We start from the raw sequence: 20,678 nt of genomic DNA on the forward strand, positions 1-20,678 counted from the left end.
CCGTGGGCGTCGTCGGCGCCGACGAAGTTCACCTCGGCACCCTGCATCCGCTGGTACCGCACCCAGGTGTCGGCCTGGATGTACTCCAGCATGTGGCCGATGTGGAACGGGCCGTTGGCGTACGGCAGGGCGGTGGTGACGAAGAGCTTGCGCGGGGGGGTCGGCATCGGAGGCGGCTTTCGGGAGGCGGTTCGCCCCGGGCGGGCGAGCCCGCGATTCTAGGATGCCGGGCCCGGGCCCGGGCCCGGGCCGCGCCGGCCGCGGGGCTCCGTATGCGCGTGGCTAGACCGCGCGGGCCGCCGGCGGTTCGCCGGGGCCAGAGGCCGCCTCACCAAAGGCGCTTGCCACCTGATTGCGGCCGGCGGCCTTGGCCCGGTAGAGCGCCGAGTCGGCCGCGCGCAGCAGCGTGTCCGCATCGTGGCCGTGGCCGGGAAAGGCCGCGACGCCGCAGGACAGCGTGGCGACGAGGTGCAGGTCGCCGACCCGGATGCCGCCCTGCTGGAAGCTGCGCCGCAGCGCATCGGCCCGCTGCTGCGCCACCTCCAGCGTCGCGCCGCCCATCACCAGCAGGAACTCCTCGCCGCCGTAGCGGCAGGCCATGTCCTGCGGCCGGATGCGCGCCTGCATCAGCCGTGCCAGCACCTGCAGCACTGCGTCGCCCGCGGCATGGCCGTGGCGGTCGTTGATCTGCTTGAAATGGTCGAGGTCGATCAGCACCACCGCGAGCGAGGTGCCGTCGGCACGGCAGCGTGCCAGGGCCGCCGGCAGCACTTCGGCCAGGTGGCGGCGGTTGTGCAGGCCGGTCAGCGGATCGCGGACCGCCTGGTCCTGCAGCTGGGCCTGGAGCGCGGAGATCTCGCTGACCTGCGCCCGCAGCGTCTGCTCGGCGCGGTGCTGGCGCATCGCCCGGCGGTAGCCGTCGTGGGCGAAGGCGACGAAGAACAGCGTGAGCGCCAGCATCGACAGCAGCGTGGTGGCGAGGTCGGTCTGCAGCTGCATCGGCGCGGCGCGGCCGCTCGCCCAGACCAGCGCCGCGCCGGTGCCCATGGCTGCGAACACCCGGGGCAGGCCGGCATAGCCGTAGAAGGTCACCATGTGCAGGCAGGTGCCGGCGAACATGGTGAAGACGATCCAGAGCGGCAGCCCGAGCGCCGCAGCCCAGGCGCCGGCGAGCAGGCCGTCGGCGAGTTGGTTGCGCATCTCGGCGCGCCGCTGGTCGGCGGCATGGCGCGCGAACAGGTAGGCGAGGTGGGGATAGACGAGGAATTGCAGCCCCATCAGCACCCAGAGCGTGGCGCTGGCGCCGGTGTCCCGGAAACGCGCGGTGATCGCGAGGCACAGCAGCCCGTAGAAGATGCTGCGGTTGCGGTAGTTCATCTGCACCAGCCAGTACGGCCGGCGAGCGGCTGCAGGGGGCGACGTCGATGACGACGGCGCAGGCAGCAGCGGTGGCGGGGCGGAGGTCGGATGCATCGGGCGGGCGCGGCCGCTCGGCGGCGGCACGCCCCGCGAATCTAACCGACCGGCCGGCGGGCGACGTCCCGATGCGCCGGCCGGCCGGATCAGGGCCGCTCGCGCGGCGCGACGCGGGTTTCCAGCGGCTGCGGACGGTAGTCCGGCACGAAGTGGCAGCCGGTGCCGAAGCGCGCCTCGAACGACGGGCAGCGTGCCGCGACATCGGCCGGCGTCGGCTTGCGGCCGCCGCGCGCCCAGTCGGTGAGCACCGCGAACAGGGTGGGATAGGCGGGCTCGGTCAGGTAGCTGTGGCCGTTGTCGCGGGTGAAGGTCTGCACCAGGCGGTCGGCGGTACCGGCGCGTTCCATCGTGCGGCGGAAGCTGTCGTCCATCTCGACGAAGGCGGTCGGGTCGCCGATGCCGTGGACGGTGAGCACCGGCACCGGGATGCGGCCGTCGGGATCGGTGTCGGCACCGAACACGCGCACCGCCTCGGGATCGGCACGGTAGCGCAGGACGGCCCGGTTGAGCGCCGCGTCGTCGGACGAGCCGCGGTAGACCGCGCCGATGTTGCCGAACGGGTTGCGGCCGCCGGTGCGGTGCTGCGCGATGTCCTGGAAGTGCCAGGTGGCCCAGTTCAGGTGGCTGAGGATCGAGCTCTCGGGGATCTTCAGCGTGTCGGCGATGGTGCGCGCCTTCTGCTGCTGTTCGGGCGTGCGGGCGGCGGCAGGCTTGTCGAGGCCGAGGCAGGCGTTGGCCCGGGCGGCCAGGTCGGCCGGCTTGAGCGCGCTGTGGGCGGGCAGGCCCATCCAGAGCGGGTACTGCGCCTCGTCCGGGCGCGGATGGTTGCCGCACAGAACTTGGTAGATCACCCGCAGGTCGAGCCGCATGTCGTAGGCCCGGGTGCCGCCGGCCAGCACGCCGCTGGTGAGCAGCACCGCGTCGTAGGGGCGGCGGCCGGCGCCGTCGTCGGTGAACATCGACGCGCCGGTGGCAGCCACGCTGGCGCCCCAGGACTGGCCGTGCAGGATGGTGAAGTCCGGCTTCGCGACGTGCTGCACGAAGATGCGGCGCAGCCGCTCGGTGTCCTCGGCCGCGGCGCGCACCGCGACGCCGCCCTGGCGGAAGCTGGAGCCGGCCCAGGCGTAGCCGGCCTTGACCGTGACCGCCCAGCGCTCCAGGTCCTCGACCGTGCGAGACAGGCGCGGCGGGCCGAGCGTCGGGCCGCCGTGCGAATGCATCACCAGCGTGCCCTTCCAGTCCGGCGGGATCGCGATCAGGTAATAGGCGCCGGCGGAGTCCTGGCCGCTCAGGCAGCGGCTGCCGGCGGGCAGCACACGCGGGCAGTCGGTGGGCGTGGGCGCAGCCTCGGCAGTCGCGGGCAGCGTGGCCGACGCACGGGCGGGGCCGGCGGTGCCGGTCGCCGCGGGGGGCAGGGCGCAGCCGGCGGCCAGCAGCGCCGCAGCGAGGGCGGCCAGGGGAGCGGTCAGCCGGGCGGCGAAGGTGCGCCGGGGAAGGCTCCGGGGATGGGTCTGCATGGAAAAGGTCTCCGTTCTTAAAGGTGGGCGGGCGCTGCGAAGGTGCACCGTGCGGCCGTGCCGGCGAGCGTAGACTCGGCGGCCGCCATAGGTCAAATATCTGGAACATTGCGACAGGAGACATCCAGCATATGGAGTTGCGCCACCTGCGCTATTTCGTCGCGGTCGCCGAGGCCGGCCACATGACCCGCGCGGCCGCGGCGCTCGGCCTGCAGCAGCCGCCGCTGAGCCAGCAGATCCGCGCGCTGGAGGCCGAACTCGGCACCGTGCTGTTCGTGCGCCATCCCAAGGGCGTGGCGCTCACCGACAGCGGCCGGGTGCTGCTGGACGAAGCCCGGCGGCTGCTCGACGGCGTCGGTGCGCTCGCGCGCCGCATGCAAGCGGTGGCCGGCGGCACGGCCGGCGTGCTGGCGGTCGGGTTCACCAGTTCGGCCGCGGCGCATGCGTTCACGCCGCGGGTACTGCGCGACTGCCGGCAGGCCTTTCCCGGCATCGCGCTGCAGATCGTCGAGGACCATGCGGCCGGCCTGACCGAGGCCATCGCCGACGGCCGGCTGCACTGCGGCTTCCTGCGCGTGCCGGTCGCGCGGCCGCCGGAACTCGCCTTCGAGACGCTGCTGCGCGAGCCGGTGCTGGTCGCGCTGCCGGTCGACCATCCGCTGCTGCATGCACCGACGTCTGCACCTGCGCCGCCGAAGCGCCGCGGCGGATCGCCCGCTGCCGCCGGCGCGCTCCGCCTCGCGCAGCTGCGCGACGAACGGTTCATCCTGGTGCGGCGGCCGGGCGCGCCGGGCCTGTACGCCGACCTGCTGGCCCTCTGCGAGGCCCAGGGCTTCCGGCCGCAGGTGGTCCACGAGGTGCCGCGGATGATGACCAGCCTGAACCTGGTCGCCGCCGGCGAGGGCGTGACGGTGGTGCCGGCCTCGATGCAGGGCGCGCATCCGCAGGCGGTCGCCTACCGTCCGTTGGCGGATGGCGGCCCGCTCGACGCGCCGCTGACCCTGGCCTGGCGGACGGCCGAGGGCAGTGCCGCGCTGCAATCCTTCATCGGGCTGGTGCGTGCGGCGGTGGCGGTGCAGGCCGACGCGGCGCGGCCGACCGGGACGGCGGCGTGATGCAGCGGCGCCGGGCTTGCCTCGCGGTCGCCGCCGTCGCGGCGGGCCGTGCGGCCGGTGCGGCGGGAGACACACCGGACCGCCCCGTCCGCCTGGTCGTGGCCTACCCGCCCGGCGGGGTGAGCGACCTGGTCGCCCGCGCGCTGGCGGCGCAGGTCGGCGGCGCGCTCGGCGGGCCGATCGTCGTCGAGCACCGCGGCGGCGCCGGCGGGGCGGTGGCGCTGCAGGCCCTGGCGCGGGCCGTGCCTGACGGCCGCACCCTCTGCTTCTGCGCGATCAGTCCGCTGGCCGCGCCGCCGGGCCTGCCGCGGCCCGCCTGGGCGGCGGCGGTGGTGCCGGTGATCGCGGTGGTGCGCACGCCGACGCTGCTGGTCGCCACGCCGGCTTTCCCCGCCGGCGGCCTGGCCGACGTCCTCGCCGCGGCGCGGTCCCGGCCCGGCGCCCTGCGCTGGGCGACCACCGGGACGGGCACCGTCGGTCACCAGGTCCTGGAAGCGGTGTGCCGGGCCGCCGGCATCGCGGTGACCCATGTGCCGTACCGCGGCGGCGGCGCGCAGCTGCAGGATGCGGTGGGCGGCCAGTTCGAACTGCTGTCGACCAACGTCGGGCCGCTGCAGCTCGACCACCTGCGCGCCGGCCGGCTGCGGGCGCTGGCGGTCGGCGCGCCGCAGCGGGTGGCGCTGCTGCCGGCGGTGGCGACCTTCGCCGAATCCGGCATGCCCGGCGCCGACCGCACCTCGCTGTTCGGCATCTTCGCGCCGCCCGGCACGCCGCCTGCCGTGCGCGACCGGCTGCACCGGGTGTTCGCGGAGGCGCTGGACCAGCCCGCACTGCGCCGACGGATCGTGGCGGGCGGGAACCTGGTCGCGGGCGGCAGTGCTCAGGCGTTCGCCGACGAGATCGCCCGCCAGCCGCGCTGACCGCCGTCTGCGGCAATCAGGCGGCCGCCGCGGCCGGCCAGCCGAAGAAACGCCGGATCTCGTCGGCCTGCCGCAGCGCGTCGGCCCGGCCGAGCGCCATCAGTTCGCGGGTGTAGCCGGCCTCGAACAGCAGGTAGCTGGCGAGCGCCGCGCTGCGCGCATCGGGCGTGGCGGCGGCCGGCATGCCCAGGCTGCCGAGCATGGCCCGCACCGGTGCCGGCAGCGCGTGCACATGGCGCGCCGCGGCGTCGTCGAGCCTTTCCGACGGCGCGATCACCAGCAGTTCCACCGGTCGCAGGCTGCTGGCGTGGCGGGCGGCCGGCGGCACCAGCGACAGCGTCTGGTTCACCCGCTGCACCCGTTCCACGTCCACCGCCAGCGCGTCGAGAAAGATGTTCGACAGTGCATGGCCCGCGACCTGCGCGACCGACGGATACGGCACCGCGTTCGTATCGGGGACGGCGCCGGCCGGTTCGTGCAGCCGGCCGGCGCCGATCACCAGCACCCGCTCGGCGCCCAGGTGGATCGCCGGCGCGATCGGCGCGGACTGCCGCATCGAGCCGTCGCCGAACCAGGCGGCGCGGCCGCCCATCGGCAGTGCCGCCGCGGGGAACACGAACGGGATCGCCGACGACGCGAGCAGGTGCGCATGGGTGATGCGGTCGCGCACCGCCAGGCGCTGCGAGCGGGCCCAGGCCCGGGCGCGCGGCCGCGCCTGGAAGAAGGTGACGTGTTCGCCGGTGGTGTAGCTCGATGCGGTCACCGCCAGCGCCTGCAGGTGGCCGCGGCGGATCAGCATCGGCAGCCGCGAGAGCGGCACCTGCGCCTCCAGCAGCGCGGCCAGCGGCGTGTTGTCGAGCAGCGAGCGCGGCCGCAGCCGGCGCCAGCGCGCCAGCAGCCAGCCGAGCGACAGCAGCGACATCCAGCGCGCGCCGCTGCGCAGCATCGCCAGCGCATCGGCGCGGTAGACCTGCTCGGCCCGGAAGCCGTGCCAGACCGCCGCCAGCTGGCGCACGCCGGTGTCGAAGTCGTCGGCCGCACAGGCGAGCGACGCGGCGTTGATCGCCCCGGCCGAGGTGCCCGCGATGATCGGGAACGGGTTGCCGCCCGCGCCTTGGCCGGCCGCGCGGCGCAGGTCGGCGATCGCCTCCAGCACCCCCACCTGGTAGGCCGCACGGGCGCCGCCGCCGGTCAGCAGCAGCGCGGTGCCGGGGTGCGAGGCCGGCGGTCGCGGCAGCGCGGAAGGGGCGGGTTCGGCCGGCATGGCGCGGATTATCGAAGCCGCCCCCGGCGCCGTGCGGCCTGTGGTGGGCCGCGCCACAGCCGGGCAAATACCGATTCACCGCACCGCCCGGAAGGCTGCCGCAGCTTCGCTAGACTGGCCGGCCCCTCGTTTTTCGTCTCTTTCCAGGACTGCCTGCCCGATGCCCGTCACCGAATCCTCCGTCCGAGACGCCCTTGCCGGCGTGACCGATCCGAACACCGGACAGGGCTTCGTCGCCTCGCGGTCGCTGCGCGGCGTCAGCGTCGCGGCCGACGGCAGCATCGCGCTGGCGGTCGAGCTGGGCTATCCGGCCGCGAGCCAGCATGCCGCGCTGCGCAGCCTGCTCGCCGACGCGGTGCGGCCGGTCGCGGGCGACGCCCGCATCGAGGTCAATTTCACCCAGAAGATCGTCGCGCATTCCGTGCAGCGCGGCCTGCAGCCGATGCCCGGCGTACGCAACATCGTCGCGGTCGCCTCCGGCAAGGGCGGCGTCGGCAAGAGCACCACCGCTGCCAACCTGGCGCTGGCGCTGGCCGCCGAGGGCGCCACGGTCGGCCTGCTGGACGCCGACATCTACGGCCCGAGCGTGCCGACGCTGTTCGGCACCGGCGACCGGCGCCCGGCGAGCGACGACGGCAAGACGATGCAGCCGGTCGTCGCGCACGGCCTGCAACTGATGTCGATCGGCTTCCTGGTCGCGCCCGACCAGGCGATGGTCTGGCGCGGGCCGATGGTCACCCAGGCGTTGGAGCAGCTGCTGCGCCAGACGAACTGGACCGACCTGGACTACCTGATCGTCGACATGCCGCCCGGCACCGGCGACATCCAGCTGACGCTCAGCCAGCGGGTGCCGGTCGCCGGCGCGGTGATCGTCACCACGCCGCAGGACCTGGCGCTGATCGACGCCCGCAAGGGCGTGAAGATGTTCGAGAAGGTCGGCGTGCCGATCCTCGGGCTGGTGGAGAACATGGCGGTGCACGTCTGCACGCAGTGCGGCCATGCCGAGCACATCTTCGGCGAAGGCGGCGGCGAGCGCATGGCGGCGGAGTTCGGCATGGACTACCTGGGCGCGCTGCCGCTGGCGATCGACATCCGCCGCCAAGCCGACGGCGGCACGCCGACGGTCGCCGCCGATCCGCAGGGCGCGCATGCGGCGCTCTACCGTGCGATCGCGCGTAAGCTGGCGGTCGGGCTGGCCGGCCGCGGCAAGGATTTTTCCGGTCGCTTCCCGACCATCACCGTGAGCCAGGACACCTGATGCACGGCGCGGCAGTGCGTTTTCATGCGGAAATTCGCCTTGAGCGCCCGTCCAGCCTGCACAAACAGCTATCGATTCGATAGCGTAGGGCGCGTCGTAGTTCCGCCATGAACTTGCTCGCCTCGATGCGCTACCTGGTGGCGCTGAACGAACACCGGCACTTCGGCCGGGCGGCGCAGGCCTGCCACATCACCCAGCCGGCGCTGTCGAACGCCTTGCGGGCGCTGGAAGCGGAATTCGGCGTCGTGATCGTGCAGCGCGGCCGCACCTACGCCGGCCTGACGCACGAGGGCGAGCGGGTGCTGTCCACCGCCCAGCGCATGCTGCGCGAGCACGCGATGCTGCAGCAGGAACTCGACAGCGGCGCCGGCCGGCCGCAGGGCACGCTGCGCATCGGCGCGGTGCCGACCGCGATGCCGATCGTCGCGCGTTTCGCCGCGCTGCTGCAGGCGCGCCACCCGGGCATCGCCCCGGTGGTGCGCTCGATGAGCTCGCCGGAGATCGAGACCGAACTCGAAGGCCTGTCGCTCGACATCGGTTTGGGCTACACCGACCGGCTCGGCGCCCGCGGCCTGCGGCTCGACGCGCTGGCGCAGTACACCGAGCGCTACTACTACGTGCGCCGCCGCTCGGCGGCGGGCGGGACCGAGGGGCTGCGCCTCTGCACGCCGATGGCCTGGCGCGACGCTGGCGCCCGGCCGCTGTGCCTGCTGACCGAGGAGATGCACAACCGCACCATCGTCGACAGCGCCTTCGCGATGGCCGGGCTGCAGGTCAAGCCGGCGATCGAGACCAATTCGATCCTGACCCTGGCGCTGAGCGTGGTGGTCGGCGAGGTCTGCAGCATCCTCCCCGGCGCGCTGGTGGACGCGGTGCGCGGCTACGGCGAACTCGAAGCCTGCCCGCTGGAGCATCCCGACGTGCGCACGCCGGTCGGCTTCATGACGGTGGCCGGCACCCGACCGTCGCGGGTGCTCGCCGCGGCCCTGGAACTCGCCCGCGAGGACGGCTGGCGCCAGCACGCCGCCCGGCACAGCGGCAGCTTCACCGTCGAGCCGCCGGCCGATTGATCGGCCCCGGCCACGGCCGCCATCGCTGCCGGGTGCGGCCCGCCCTCCCATTTAGTTTTTGAATCGCCGCATGTCGGGATTCAATTGGACCGGCCCCGCCTGCGCCACGACACTCACCAGTTCTGATACGCCTGGTCACAGGCTCACCACAACGACGAGGAGAGACGCATGCCCGGATTCCTGGACAAGGAACGCACCATCGCCGGCCCCGGCTTCAACCGGTGGCTGGTGCCGCCCGCCGCGCTGGCGATCCACCTGTGCATCGGCATGGCCTACGGCTTCTCGGTGTTCTGGCTGCCGCTGTCGAAGGCGCTCGCCACCGCCGGCAAGGGCGCCGCCTGCGGCAAGGACGTCGGCTTCTTCGCCCAGCTGTTCACCACCCAGTGCGACTGGAGTGTCGCCACGCTCGGCTGGATGTACACGCTGTTCTTCGTGTTCCTCGGCTGCTCGGCCGCGATCTGGGGCGGCTGGCTGGAGCGTGCCGGCCCGCGCAAGGCCGGCGTGGTGTCGGCGCTCTGCTGGTGCGGCGGTATGGCGCTGTCGGCCATCGGCATCCACCTGCACCAGTTCTGGCTGATGATCCTCGGCTCGGGCGTGATCGGGGGCATCGGCCTGGGCCTCGGCTACATCTCGCCGGTCTCGACCCTCATCAAGTGGTTCCCCGACCGCCGCGGCATGGCCACCGGCATGGCGATCATGGGCTTCGGCGGCGGCGCGATGATCGGCTCGCCGCTGGCGGCCGAGCTGCTCAAGGTGTTCTCCACGCCCACCGACGTCGGCGTCGCACCCACTTTCCTGGTGATGGCGGCGATCTATTTCGTCTTCATGATGGCCGGCGCGCTGCTCTACCGCGTGCCCGCCACCGGCTGGAAGCCCGCCGGCTGGACGCCGCCGCCGCCGTCGGCCAACGCCATGATCACCCAGCGCCACGTGCATGTGAAGAAGGTCTGGGGCATCCCGCAGTTCTGGCTGATCTGGATCGTGCTGTGCATGAACGTGAGCGCCGGCATCGGCGTGATCGGCATGGCCTCGCCGATGCTGCAGGAGGTCTTCGGCGGCGCGCTGATCAACGTGCAGGCGCGCTACGCGGACCTCGACAAGACCCAGCTGACCGCCATCGGCGTGATCGCCGCGGGCTTCACCGCGCTGCTGTCGCTGTTCAACATCGGCGGCCGCTTCTTCTGGGCGAGCATCTCCGACAAGCTCGGCCGCAAGCTCACCTACGCGATCTTCTTCGTGCTGGGCGGCCTGCTCTACGCGAGCATCCCGAGCGCTGCCGGCGCCGGCAACAAGCTGCTGTTCGTCGGGGCCTTCTGCATCATCCTGTCGATGTACGGCGGCGGCTTCGCCACCGTGCCGGCCTACCTGGCGGATCTGTTCGGCACCCAGTTCGTCGGCGCGATCCACGGCCGGCTGCTCACCGCCTGGGCCACCGCCGGCATCCTGGGCCCGGTGGTCGTGAACTACATGCGGGAATACCAGCTCGGCCTGGGCATCCCGCGCGAACAGGTCTACAACCAGACGATGTACATCCTAGTCGGCATGCTGGTGATCGGCTTCATCGCCAACCTGCTGGTGCGGCCGTTGGCCGACAAGTGGTTCATGACCGACGCCGAGCTGGCGACCGAGAAGAAGCTGGCGCACGAGAAGGCGGCTGCGTCCGAAGTCGGCACCGGCAGCGGCGCGGGCGGCACGACGAGTCCCGCGCTGGTGGCGCTGGCCTGGGCGGCGGTCGGCATTCCGCTGGCGTGGGGCGTGTACCGCACGCTCTTGAGCGCATCCAAATTCTTCAACTGAAACGCTTCCCCCAGGCTGCGCTGCGCTCCGCCTACCCCCTTCCGCTGCGCGAAGGGGGCACCGCCGGCGGCCGGGCCAAGCCCGTTCCGCGGCGGTCCTGATGGAAAGAGCGCACAGTGCTTTCTGCTAAGGAGACTGCGATGTCCGAACAGAAGATCGAGTTCTACAACGGCCCCGCCGGCGGCTGGGGCGCCCTGAAATCGGTGGGTCGCGCGCTGCAGCGGCAGGACATCGCGCTCAAGGGCGCGAAGACGCTGCTGTCGGCCAACCAGCCCGACGGCTTCGACTGCCCCGGCTGCGCCTGGCCCGACCGCAACCACGCCTCGACCTTCGAGTTCTGCGAGAACGGCGCGAAGGCGGTGGCCGCCGAGGCGACGGCCCGCCGTGCCGGTCCGGAGCTGTTCGCGCAGCACCGCGTCGCCGACCTGGCGCGCCAGAGCGACTTCTGGCTGGAGGACCAGGGCCGCCTCACGCACCCGATGGTCTACGACGCGGCCACCGACCACTATGTGCCGATCGACTGGGACGCCGCCTTCGCGCTGATCGCGCGGCACCTGAACGCGCTGCCCGATCCGAACCAGGCGATCTTCTACACCTCGGGCCGGGCCAGTAACGAAGCCGCCTTCCTCTACCAGCTGTTCGTGCGCGAATACGGCACCAACAATTTCCCCGACTGCTCCAACATGTGCCACGAGCCGAGCGGCAGCGCGATGCGGCCGCAGGTGGGCGTGGGCAAGGGCACGGTGTCGCTCGACGACTTCGAGCATGCCGAGGCGATCTTCATCTTCGGCCAGAATCCCGGCACCAACCATCCGCGCATGCTCGGCGAGCTGCGCGAGGCGCACAAGCGCGGCGCGAAGATCGTCAGCTTCAACCCGCTGCGCGAGCGCGGCCTGGAACGCTTCCAGGATCCGCAGAGCAAGATCGAGATGGCCACGCTCGGCTCCACGCCGATCAGCACCCACTATTTCCAGCTGCAGGTCGGCGGCGATCTGGCGGCGGTCAAGGGGATGATGAAGCAGCTGGTCGAATGGGAAGACGCCGGCGAGGCGGTGCTCGACCATGCCTTCATCGCCGAGCACACCCGGGGCGTCGAGGGCCTGCTGGCCGACCTGCGCGCCGAGTCCTGGGACGCGCTGGTGACCGAATCCGGCCTGTCGCGCGAACAGATCCGCCAGGCCGCCGAGATATACCACCACGCCAAAAGCACGATCGTCTGCTGGGGCATGGGCATCACCCAGCACCAGCATTCGGTCGCGACGATCCAGCTGATCGTCGACCTGCTGCTGCTGCGCGGCAACATCGGCCGCGAAGGGGCGGGGCCCTGCCCGGTACGCGGCCACAGCAACGTGCAGGGCGACCGCACCATGGGCATCTGGGAGAAGCCGCCGGCGGCGCTGCTCGACAAGCTGGAGCAGGTCTTCGGCTTCCGGGCCCCGCGCGAACACGGCTTCGACGTAGTCGAGGCGATCCAGGCGATGCGCGACGGCCGCGGCAAGACCTTCTTCGCACTCGGCGGCAATTTCGCCGCCGCCACGCCCGACACCTTCGAGACCTGGAAGGCGCTGCGCAACTGCGACCTGACGGTGCATGTCACCACCAAGCTCAACCGCAGCCACGTCGTCCACGGCAAGGAAGCGCTGATCCTGCCGTGCCTCGGCCGCACCGAGATCGACATGCAGGCCACCGGCCCGCAGGGCGTGACGGTGGAGGATTCGATGGGCATGGTGCACATCTCGAAAGGCATCAACCCGCCGGCGTCGGAGCACCTGCTGTCGGAGCCCGCCATCGTCGCGCGCCTGGCCCATGCCACCCTCGGCGAACGCAGCCGCATCGACTGGCTCGGCGCGGTCGAGGACTACGGCCGGGTGCGTGACATGATCGAGCGCGTGTTCACCGACTTCCACCATTTCAACGCCCGCGTGTCGGTGCCCGGCGGCTTCCGGCTGCGCAACACCGCGAGCGAGCGGGTCTGGACCACCGACACCGGCAAGGCGAACTTCTATGCCCACGCACTGCCGACCGACACGCCGGTGCATCGCGCCCGCGCCCGGGTGAAGGACACGCTGGTCTTCAACCTGGGCACGACCCGGTCGCACGACCAGTACAACACCACGATCTACGGCATGGACGACCGCTACCGGGGCGTGTTCGGCCAGCGCCGGGTGGTGTTCATCCACGCTGAGGACATCCGCGCGCTCGGGCTGCGCGACGGCGACTGGGTCGACATCCAGACCGTCTGGGACGACGGTCAGGAGCGCCGCGCCGACCGCTTCAAGCTGGTCGCCTACGACATTCCGCGCGGCTGCCTCGCCGCCTACTACCCCGAGACAAACCCGCTGGTTCCGCTGGAGTCGGTCGCACTGACCGCCGGCACGCCGACCTCGAAGTCGATCCCGGTGGTGCTGGTGCCGCACCGCGGCGGCGACGCGGCAGCGGCACAGGCCGCGACGGCCGAGGGCGCGGCCGTTTGACGCCGGCCGCCGACAGCCCCGCTGCGGCACTGCTGCACCTGCTGGCGGCGGTGCCGGCCGGGCAGGCGGTGTCGGTGCCGCGGCTCGGCAAGCAGCTGCAGCAGGGCGCGAGCGCGGTGATGCGCGAACTCTCGATGCTCGGCAGCGCCCGCATCGGCGACCACCAGGGGCCGGGCTGGGTCGCGATGGCGCACGACGGCGACCGCTGGATGGCGCAGCTCACCGAGGCCGGCCGCGACGCGGTGCAGGCGCTCGCGGCCGAGCCGCCGGCGGCACCCCTGCCGCCGCCGGTCGTGGCCTGCCGCGTGCAGCGGCTGCGGCGCGGTGCCGGTTCCGGTGCCGGTGCCGGTGCCGGTGCCGGCGCCGGCGCCGGCGCCGACGCCGCACCGGTCGTACCGCCGGAAGACGACCGGATCGCCGCCGAGGTGCCGGTCGCGCTCGTCTTCAACGGCATCTCGCATGCGGTGATGATGGCCACGCCCGCCGATCTGGAGGCCTTCGCGCTCGGCTTTGCGCTGAGCGAAGGCATCCTGGACGCGCCGGCCGACTGCTTCGGCATCGAGGTGCAGCCGGTCACCGCACCGCCCGCGGCGGACGATCCCGAGGCGCCGGCGATCGAGGTCCATCTGGAGATCGCGAGCCGCTGCTTCGCGCGGCTGAAGGAGCGGCGCCGGGCACTGGTCGGCCGCACCGGCTGCGGCGTCTGCGGTATCGACAGCCTGGACGCGCTGGACCTGGTGCCCGAGGCCCTAGCGGCCGGTGCCGCGCTGGCGGGGCTGGAGGCCGCCACCGTGCTGGCGGCGTTCGACGCGCTGTCGGCGCGCCAGCCGCTGAATGCGCAGGTCGGCTCGCTCCACGCGGCCGGCTGGGCGCTGCCCGACGGCACCCTGGCGGCCGTGCTGGAAGACGTGGGCCGCCACAACGCGCTCGACAAGCTGTTCGGACAGCTCGCCGCTGACGGCCTGCTGGGCACGCCGGGCTTCGTCGTGATGTCGAGCCGCGCCAGCTACGAACTGGCCCGCAAATGCGCCCGGCTCGGCGTGCCCGCGCTCGCGACGATCTCCGCACCGACCGCGCTGGCCGTGCGCATCGCCGGGCAGGCGGGCATGCAGCTCTGGGGCCTGTGCCGGGGCGACCGGGCTGTGCGCTATGCCGCTGCAGAAGATCGAGGGCCGTCTGGCGGTGGGTTCGGTCCAATGACAGGTCCTACGCCGACTTAATGCCGTCTTAAGGATCGCCCGCGAGCATCCACCTCCTACGAGCCACCGCCACACAGGCGCTGGACACCACGAGGAGGGATGCATGGTGATGGCCTTGTCGCCGCACGGTCGAGAATCCGCACTACCGGTGTTGGCGTTGCCATCGGCTCCGCGCCTGGTGGTCCACGGTATCGACGATCCTCGACGCACCGAGGTCGAAGCCTTCATCCGGCAGGTCTTCGCCCGGCGGTACGGCGCCGATGTGCGGCGCTTTGCCCCGACGCTCGTCAGCGTGCAGGACCAGGACGAGATCGTCGCCGCCGCGGGCTACCGCTGCGCTGCAGACGAAACGCTGTTCCTCGAACGCTACCTGCCCGCACCGGTCGAATCCCTCTTGGCGTTCCAGCACGATGACGGGCCGGCGCGCCGCAGCATCGTCGAGGTCGGCCACCTGGCCGCCGCCCGGCCCGGTGCAGGACGCCACCTGATCGGCCTGATCGGGTCGCACCTCGCAGAGCAGGATTTCAGCTGGGTGGTATGCACCCTCACCCTGGGGTTGCGCCAGCTGTTCACGCGGATCGGGGTTGCGCCGCTCGCGCTGGGCGTGGCCGACCCGGCACTGCTGGGTGCGGACGTCGGGCACTGGGGCTCCTACTATGACCACCGACCCATCGTGCTGGCCGGTCAACTGGGCAAGGCCCTCCGGTCGCTCGCGCCCTCGGCATCGTTCCCGAAAGGTTTGCAGTGAAATCGTCCCATCCGATGGACGTAGCGCTCGACGACGGGCAACGCCGCTGGACCTTCGCGCAACTCGACGCCGAGACGCACACGCTGGCAGAACGGTTGATGACGCAGGGCATCCGGGTGATGGCCACGCTGATGGACAACACGCCGGCGTGGGTCGTGGCCGATCGCGCCGCCGCCGGTGTCGGGATCGTCCATGTGCCGCTGCCCCCCTTCTTTACCCCGGAGCAGATCGCCCATGCGCTGGGCGCGGCCGGCGTCGATACGGTGCTGACGACAGCGCCAGTCGCCGCACTGTGGCCCGCTGCGGGCGGGTCGCCGCTGGTCGTCGCCGGGCAGGCCCTGGTGCTGGTACGGCTGCCGGCGCGCACCGCATCCATGCCGGCAGGGACGGCGAAGATCACCTTCACCTCCGGTACCACCGGAGCGCCCAAGGGCGTGTGCCTGTCGGCGACCGCGATGGAGTCGGTCGCGGCGGGACTGGTCGCAGCCCTGGAGCCGCTCGATATCCGGCGCCATTTGTGCGCATTGCCGTTCTCTGTTCTGCTGGAAAACATCGCCGGCCTGATGGCGCCGCTGATGCGCGGTGCCACCTGTGTGACGTTGCCGCTGGCAGAGCTCGGCCTGGCAGGTTCGTCAAGCTTCGATGCCGCCCGATTCCATCAGGCCGTGGTGCTTCACCGGCCCGACAGCATCATCCTGCTTCCGCAGATGCTGCGGATCTGGACCGCCTACCTGATGCAGACGGGGCAGCGAGCACCCGATGGTCTCAAGCTCGTGGCGGTCGGCGGTGCGGCCGTGGGTGCCCGGCTGCTCCAGGCAGCGCACGCGATGGGCATCCCGGCGTTCGAAGGGTATGGGCTGTCCGAGGGCGCATCGGTCCAGGCGCTGAACCTGCCCGGTGCCGCCGTGAGCGGAAGTGCGGGACGTCCGCTTCCGCATGCGCAGATCCGCATCGCGGGCGACGGCGAGATCGAGGTCGCGGGCAGTCTGTTCTTGGGCTACCTGGGCCCTACCGGCGACACCACCGCGCGTCAGGGCGCATGGTGGCCGACGGGCGATCTGGGACGCATCGATGCGGAAGGCTTCCTGCACATCAGCGGCCGCAAGAAGCATGTGCTGATCACGACCTTCGGCCGCAATGTGTCGCCGGAATGGGTGGAAACCGCGCTGGGCAGCGAGCCTGCCGTCGCCCACGCGGTGGTCTTCGGCGACGGCGAGCCGGCGCTGTGGGCCGTGCTGTGGCCCACCCGGGCCGACGTCGCCGATGCCGTGCTGCAGGCCGCCGTCGACGCCGCCAATACGACGCTGCCCGACTACGCCCGCGTCCACCGATGGGTGCGGGCGCAAGCCGATTTCACGCTGGCGTCGGGCTGCGCCACCGCCAACGGCCGACCGCAACGCGCCGCAGTTCTGCGGCTGCATGGCGGGAGCGCCGCAATGCCTGCCGCCCCTGTTTTTTCACCACTGATGCACGTATGAGCTTTTACCAACAACTGGTCGAGCAAACGGCCGATGCCCGCATGGGTCTGCTCGGCGCCCCCATCATCCAGGGCTGCCTGCGCGGCGAAGTCTCGCTTCCGAGCTATGTCGCTTTCCTGCGGGAGGCCTACCACCATGTGCGCCACACCGTGCCGCTGCTGCACGCATGCCGGGCGGCACTGCAGGAACGCAACCTGTGGCTGCGCGAGGCACTCGACGAATACATCGAAGAAGAGCAGGGTCACGATCAATGGATCCTGGACGACATCCGCGCGGCAGGAAGCGATGCCGACGCCGTGCGTCACGGGCTGCCCGGTCATGCGACTGAAGTGATGGTCGCATTCGCGTACGACCTGATCGCTCGGCGCAACCCGCTCGGCTTTTTCGGCATGGTGCATGTGCTGGAGGGCACCAGCGTGTCGCTGGCGTTGCTCGCGGCCGACCAGATCCAGCAGCATCTCCAACTGCCGGATGCCGCGTTCAGCTACCTGCGTTCGCACGGCACGCTCGACCAGGAGCACACGGCGCATTTCGAACTGCTGATGGACCAGATCGACCATCCGCAGGATCGCGCGGACATCGTGCATGCGGCGCGGGCGTTCTACCGCCTCTATGGCGATGTGTTCCGGAGCCTGCCCCTGCCGCATGCCCAGGCACAGACCGATACCGTCCTGGCCGCCGCATGAAGACCGCAGATGCCCGGGTGTTGTTGACCGGTGCCACTGGCGGGATCGGCCAGGCGACCGCGGCTGCGCTGGTGGGCGCCGGCGCCGCGGTGATGCTGGTGGGGCGCTCGCCGGCCCGGCTCGCGGCACAGGCCCGCACGCTGATGCGCGAGCGTTCTGCAGCGGCCGCTGGCCGTCCGCAGGTGGAATGGTTGGCGACCGAGCTGACCCGTACGGAAGGCCTGGCCGAACTCTCGGACGCAGCGGCCGAATGGGGCTGCAACGTCGTGATCCACAACGCCGGCATGCCGGCCTTCGGACGTCTGGAGACGCTCGACGCTGCGGCCATGGGCGAGGTACTGAACCTCAACCTGCTGGTGCCGATGCTGCTGACCCAGTCGCTGCTGCCGCATCTGCACAGCCGAGCCGATGCGCGCATCCTGTTCATCGGGTCGGTACTCGGACGCCTCGGGCTGCCCGGCTACAGCGTGTACAGCGCGAGCAAGTTCGGGCTGCGCGGCTTCGCGGAATCGCTGCGGCGGGAGCTGGGCGGCACGCGGGTCGGCGTCCAGTACCTGGGTCCCCGCAGTACCCGCACCGCATTCAACAGCGACGCTGCCACGCAATACAACCAGGCCACGGCCACGGCCATGGACGACCCGGCCGTCGTCGGGCAGGCGGTGCTGGACCTGCTGGCCAGCGGAGCGCCCGAACGCTTTCTGGGATTCCCCGAGAAGTTCGCGGTGCGTCTCAATGGTCTGGCGCCGGCCCTGCTCGACGGCGCGTTCGCCAAGCACCGCAGCAGCCTGCCGCCGCTCGCGCGACCGGAGGCGGGCGGAGGCAGCGGCACGCCGTCGGGCGCCGCATCCGACACCGACACCTGTTCCCTGATGCAACCGCTGGCGACCAGCAAATCGTGAATCGAAAAAAGAACATGCAACACCACCAGACCTTTTTGAGCCGCCGACGATCTCTCCTGACGCTTCTGGCGTCGGCCTGTGCCCTGGCGGCCTCCCTGTCCACGTCCCCCGCGATGGCGGACGCCGTCGACGATGCCGTGACCGAACTGCAGCACAACTGGGAAGTGATCCGCTACCAGACCCCGGAAGCCGAACGCGAAAAGCGGTTCGAGGCCCTGGCGGCCAAGGCCCACAAAGTCAGCGAGAGCTACCCAGGCCGGGCGGAGCCCCTGGTCTGGGAGGGCATCGTCCTGAGTTCGTGGGCGGGAGAGAAGGGCGGATTGGGCGGGCTGTCGCTGGTCAAGCAGGCCAAGGCGCTGTACGAATCGTCCATCGCCATCGACGGCAACGCCCTGGAAGGCTCGGCCTACAACAGCCTCGGCGTCCTCTACTACAAGGTGCCCGGCTGGCCGGTGGGTTTCGGCGACAAGGCCAAAGCGAAGGAGCTGCTGCAGAAGGCGCTGTCGATCAATCCGAAAGGCATCGATCCCAACTTTTTCTATGGCGAGTACCTGCTCGAGACGAAGCAGCCTGACCAGGCCGCCACCTACCTGAACCGCGCGATCGCTGCGCCTGCACGACCGGGCCGGCAGGTGGCAGACAGCGGACGGCGCGAAGAAGCCCGCGCGTTGCTGGAAAAGACCAAGGTGGCCCGCTAAACCTCTTGGAGCCGCCGGCCGTCAATGCTGCGCTGCACTGAAGCGCAGCTGCACCTTCACCCCTTCGCCTTGGCGGCCCGCGCTGAAAACCACATCGAGCTCATGCAGGGCTGCGATGCGCTGGACGATCGATACCCCCAGTCCGCTGCCCACTTCCTCCTGGCCTTCGGGCCGGTAGAAGCGCTCACCCAGCCGGGCCAGGCGCGCGCTAGGCAGCGGGGGGCCGCCGTTTTCGATCTCGACCGCATCCGGCAGGAACCGCATCACGACGCCTGTTCCGGCCGGTGCATACCGGACAGCGTTGTCGAGCAGGTTGCGCAGCAGCACCGTCAGCAGATGCTCGTCGCCCAGCAGCGGCATCGGATGCACGCCCGCTGACGGCCATTCGCAAGCCAGTTCGATGCCACGGCGTTCCGCCAGCAACAGGCAGTCGCCCATCGCGCGTTCCACGATCGGCACCCAATCCACCTCTTTCAAGGGGGGCACGTCGCCCGATTCGACACGCGACAGGGCGAGCATCTGGGTGACGAGCCGTGCCATCCGGTCCAGCCCGGCATCGAGCTGGTGGCCTGCATGTTCGCGTTCGGGCGCGGTCGACGACAGCCGCACCACATCCCACTGCGCGCGCAGGACGGCCAGGGGCGTGCGCAATTCGTGGGCGGCGTCGGCGGTGAAGCGCCGTTCGCGCACCAGCAGTTCGTCGATCCGGAGAAAGAGCGCATTGATCGCCTCCAGCATGGGTCGCAGTTCGACCGGGATCGATTGGACGGGTATGGGTTGCAGATCGTCGGCTGACCGCGAGGCCAGGTCTGCCGTCAGCGTCCCGATCGGCGACAGCGCCCGCCGGACGGCCCAGGCCATCAAGACGAGGAGAAACGGCAGCACCACGAACCAGGGCGCCACCTGGCTGACCATCAACCCGTAGATCAGCTCGTCGCGCTCGTAGGCCGCTTGGCCGGCCGCCACCTGCCAGCGACCGTCGAGGGACTGCAGGTAGTAGATCCGCCAGGGGCGCCCGGCGACATCCTCGTTGAAAAAGCCGCTGCGACGGGGCAGGTGCGGCAGCTGGATACCCTCACGGTCCGCCAGCAGCAGCTGGCCGCTCTGATCCCAGACGGCCACGGCCAGATCGCGGATGTCCGATTCGCCGGCATCGGGCGATCCTTCCTCCGGCGCTGCAGGCAACTGGGCGTCCGAGGGTCCGAGCGACGGGTCGAGTGTCGAGTGCACCTGCCGCGCGAGCCGGATGAGTTCCGTATCGAACAGTTCGTTGATCTGGTGACGGGCCCGGTGCACGGAAAAATACAGCGCCACGCCCCACACCAGCGGCGCGCACAGCAGCAGATACAGCAGCAAGCGCCTCTGCAGGCTCATGCGGCGGGCGCCTTGCCCGATCCGATCGCATAGCCGACGCCGCGCACGGTGCGCACGATGGCTGGGTCGATCTTTCGGCGGAGATGGTGGATATGCACTTCCAGCGCATTGCTCTCCGGTTCCCCACCGCTCCAGTCGTAGAGCTTTTCCATCAGGTGCGCTTTCGACAGCACCCGCTGCGACTGGGTCATCAGGGCTTCGAGCACTGCCAGTTCGCGGCTGGTGAGATCGACCGGCTGCCCCTTCCACAGGACGACCTTGGTGGCCGGGTCGTACTGCAGATCGCCTTGCTGCCACGCGGCCTGCGCCTGGCCGGCCGAGCGCCGCACCAGGGCCCGCAGACGGGCCGCCAGTTCGTCGAGGGTGATCGGTTTGACCAGGTAGTCGTCGGCGCCCGCGTCCAGACCGGCCACCCGGTCCTCCACCCCGTCGCGCGCAGTCAGGATCAGCAGCGGCAGGGTGAGGCCGCGTCCGCGCCATCGACGCAGCCAGACCATGCCGTCGCCGCGCGGCAGACCGAGATCCAGGACCACGGCATCGAAGGCGGTCACGGCCATGGCCGCATCGGCTTGGGCGCCGTCGCAGAACCAGTCGACCGCATGGTTGCGCTGGCGCAAGCCGGTGGCGAGGGCTTCGCCGAGCAGGACATCGTCTTCCACTACCAGTACACGCATTGCAGGAGCCTCTGACCGCATAGCAGGACGG

17 protein-coding genes and 1 pseudogene are annotated in these 20,678 nt (G+C 71.2%); 12 read left to right on the plus strand and 6 right to left on the minus strand.

Annotated elements, in window-relative coordinates:
* The 3 genes from QZ500_RS01150 to QZ500_RS01160 all read right to left on the minus strand — a co-directional run.
* Positions 1-167 (minus strand): class I tRNA ligase family protein (locus QZ500_RS01150; RefSeq protein WP_295849842.1); only part of this gene is annotated, 167 nt, incomplete at its 3' end.
* A gap of 115 nt (positions 168-282) precedes the next feature.
* Positions 283-1,473: a diguanylate cyclase gene (locus QZ500_RS01155; RefSeq protein WP_295849799.1), complete on the minus strand. Its 1,191-nt coding sequence runs from the start codon at positions 1,471-1,473 to the stop codon at positions 283-285.
* 89 nt (positions 1,474-1,562) lie between these two features.
* Entirely contained in the window at positions 1,563-2,993 is a 1,431-nt protein-coding gene (locus QZ500_RS01160) for a hypothetical protein (RefSeq protein WP_295849801.1), read from the minus strand.
* A 131-nt stretch (positions 2,994-3,124) separates the two neighbouring features.
* On the opposite strand from QZ500_RS01160, the gene QZ500_RS01165 reads away from it, so the two are divergent.
* Together QZ500_RS01165 and QZ500_RS01170 are read left to right on the plus strand one after the other, a co-directional pair.
* Entirely contained in the window at positions 3,125-4,108 is a 984-nt protein-coding gene (locus tag QZ500_RS01165; RefSeq protein WP_295849803.1) for a LysR family transcriptional regulator, read from the plus strand.
* A gap of 98 nt (positions 4,109-4,206) precedes the next feature.
* The gene (locus QZ500_RS01170; RefSeq protein ID WP_295849805.1) at positions 4,207-5,028 is read left to right on the plus strand and encodes a tripartite tricarboxylate transporter substrate binding protein; all 822 of its coding nucleotides are present in this window, start codon (positions 4,207-4,209) and stop codon (positions 5,026-5,028) included.
* A gap of 16 nt (positions 5,029-5,044) precedes the next feature.
* On the opposite strand, the gene QZ500_RS01175 is transcribed toward QZ500_RS01170, so the two are convergent.
* Positions 5,045-6,292, minus strand: a complete 1,248-nt coding sequence (locus tag QZ500_RS01175; RefSeq protein WP_295849807.1) for a patatin-like phospholipase family protein — start codon at positions 6,290-6,292, stop codon at positions 5,045-5,047.
* Positions 6,293-6,452: 160 nt separating this feature from the next.
* Here QZ500_RS01175 and apbC point away from each other — a divergent pair, with 160 nt between their 5' ends.
* From apbC to QZ500_RS01225, 10 genes and pseudogenes are all read left to right on the plus strand, one after another.
* Positions 6,453-7,550: an iron-sulfur cluster carrier protein ApbC gene (gene apbC / locus QZ500_RS01180; protein ID WP_295849810.1), complete on the plus strand. Its 1,098-nt coding sequence runs from the start codon at positions 6,453-6,455 to the stop codon at positions 7,548-7,550.
* A 107-nt stretch (positions 7,551-7,657) separates the two neighbouring features.
* On the plus strand, positions 7,658-8,620 hold the full coding sequence (locus QZ500_RS01185) for a LysR substrate-binding domain-containing protein (protein ID WP_295849811.1): 963 nt from the start codon (positions 7,658-7,660) through the stop codon (positions 8,618-8,620).
* 168 nt (positions 8,621-8,788) lie between these two features.
* The gene (locus tag QZ500_RS01190; RefSeq protein ID WP_295849814.1) at positions 8,789-10,417 is read left to right on the plus strand and encodes an OFA family MFS transporter; all 1,629 of its coding nucleotides are present in this window, start codon (positions 8,789-8,791) and stop codon (positions 10,415-10,417) included.
* Between the two features lie 140 nt (positions 10,418-10,557).
* Positions 10,558-12,891: an FdhF/YdeP family oxidoreductase gene (locus tag QZ500_RS01195; protein ID WP_295849816.1), complete on the plus strand. Its 2,334-nt coding sequence runs from the start codon at positions 10,558-10,560 to the stop codon at positions 12,889-12,891.
* A gap of 413 nt (positions 12,892-13,304) precedes the next feature.
* A pseudogene (gene fdhD, locus QZ500_RS01200) lies at positions 13,305-14,111 on the plus strand (formate dehydrogenase accessory sulfurtransferase FdhD); the annotation flags it as partial.
* Between the two features lie 82 nt (positions 14,112-14,193).
* Complete coding sequence (locus QZ500_RS01205; protein WP_295849819.1) at positions 14,194-14,838, plus strand: thermostable hemolysin; 645 nt, start codon at positions 14,194-14,196, stop codon at positions 14,836-14,838.
* Positions 14,839-14,852: 14 nt separating this feature from the next.
* Positions 14,853-16,316: an AMP-binding protein gene (locus tag QZ500_RS01210; protein WP_295849821.1), complete on the plus strand. Its 1,464-nt coding sequence runs from the start codon at positions 14,853-14,855 to the stop codon at positions 16,314-16,316.
* On the plus strand, positions 16,313-17,002 hold the full coding sequence (locus QZ500_RS01215) for an iron-containing redox enzyme family protein (protein WP_295849822.1): 690 nt from the start codon (positions 16,313-16,315) through the stop codon (positions 17,000-17,002). The genes QZ500_RS01210 and QZ500_RS01215 overlap by 4 nt, the downstream gene beginning before the upstream one ends.
* The gene (locus tag QZ500_RS01220) at positions 16,999-17,901 is read left to right on the plus strand and encodes an SDR family oxidoreductase (protein WP_295849825.1); all 903 of its coding nucleotides are present in this window, start codon (positions 16,999-17,001) and stop codon (positions 17,899-17,901) included. The genes QZ500_RS01215 and QZ500_RS01220 overlap by 4 nt, the downstream gene beginning before the upstream one ends.
* A 14-nt stretch (positions 17,902-17,915) precedes the next feature.
* Entirely contained in the window at positions 17,916-18,599 is a 684-nt protein-coding gene (locus QZ500_RS01225; RefSeq protein WP_295849827.1) for a tetratricopeptide repeat protein, read from the plus strand.
* A 21-nt stretch (positions 18,600-18,620) separates the two neighbouring features.
* On the opposite strand, the gene QZ500_RS01230 is transcribed toward QZ500_RS01225, so the two are convergent.
* Both QZ500_RS01230 and QZ500_RS01235 read right to left on the minus strand, forming a co-directional pair.
* Positions 18,621-19,973: an ATP-binding protein gene (locus tag QZ500_RS01230; RefSeq protein WP_295849829.1), complete on the minus strand. Its 1,353-nt coding sequence runs from the start codon at positions 19,971-19,973 to the stop codon at positions 18,621-18,623.
* Positions 19,970-20,647, minus strand: coding sequence for a response regulator (locus QZ500_RS01235; RefSeq protein ID WP_295849831.1), 678 nt, complete (start codon positions 20,645-20,647; stop codon positions 19,970-19,972). The genes QZ500_RS01230 and QZ500_RS01235 overlap by 4 nt, the downstream gene beginning before the upstream one ends.
* Positions 20,648-20,678 lie beyond the last annotated feature (31 nt).

Source organism: uncultured Xylophilus sp., assembly GCA_913776965.1.
Classification (GTDB): Bacteria; Pseudomonadota; Gammaproteobacteria; order Burkholderiales; family Burkholderiaceae_C; genus Xylophilus.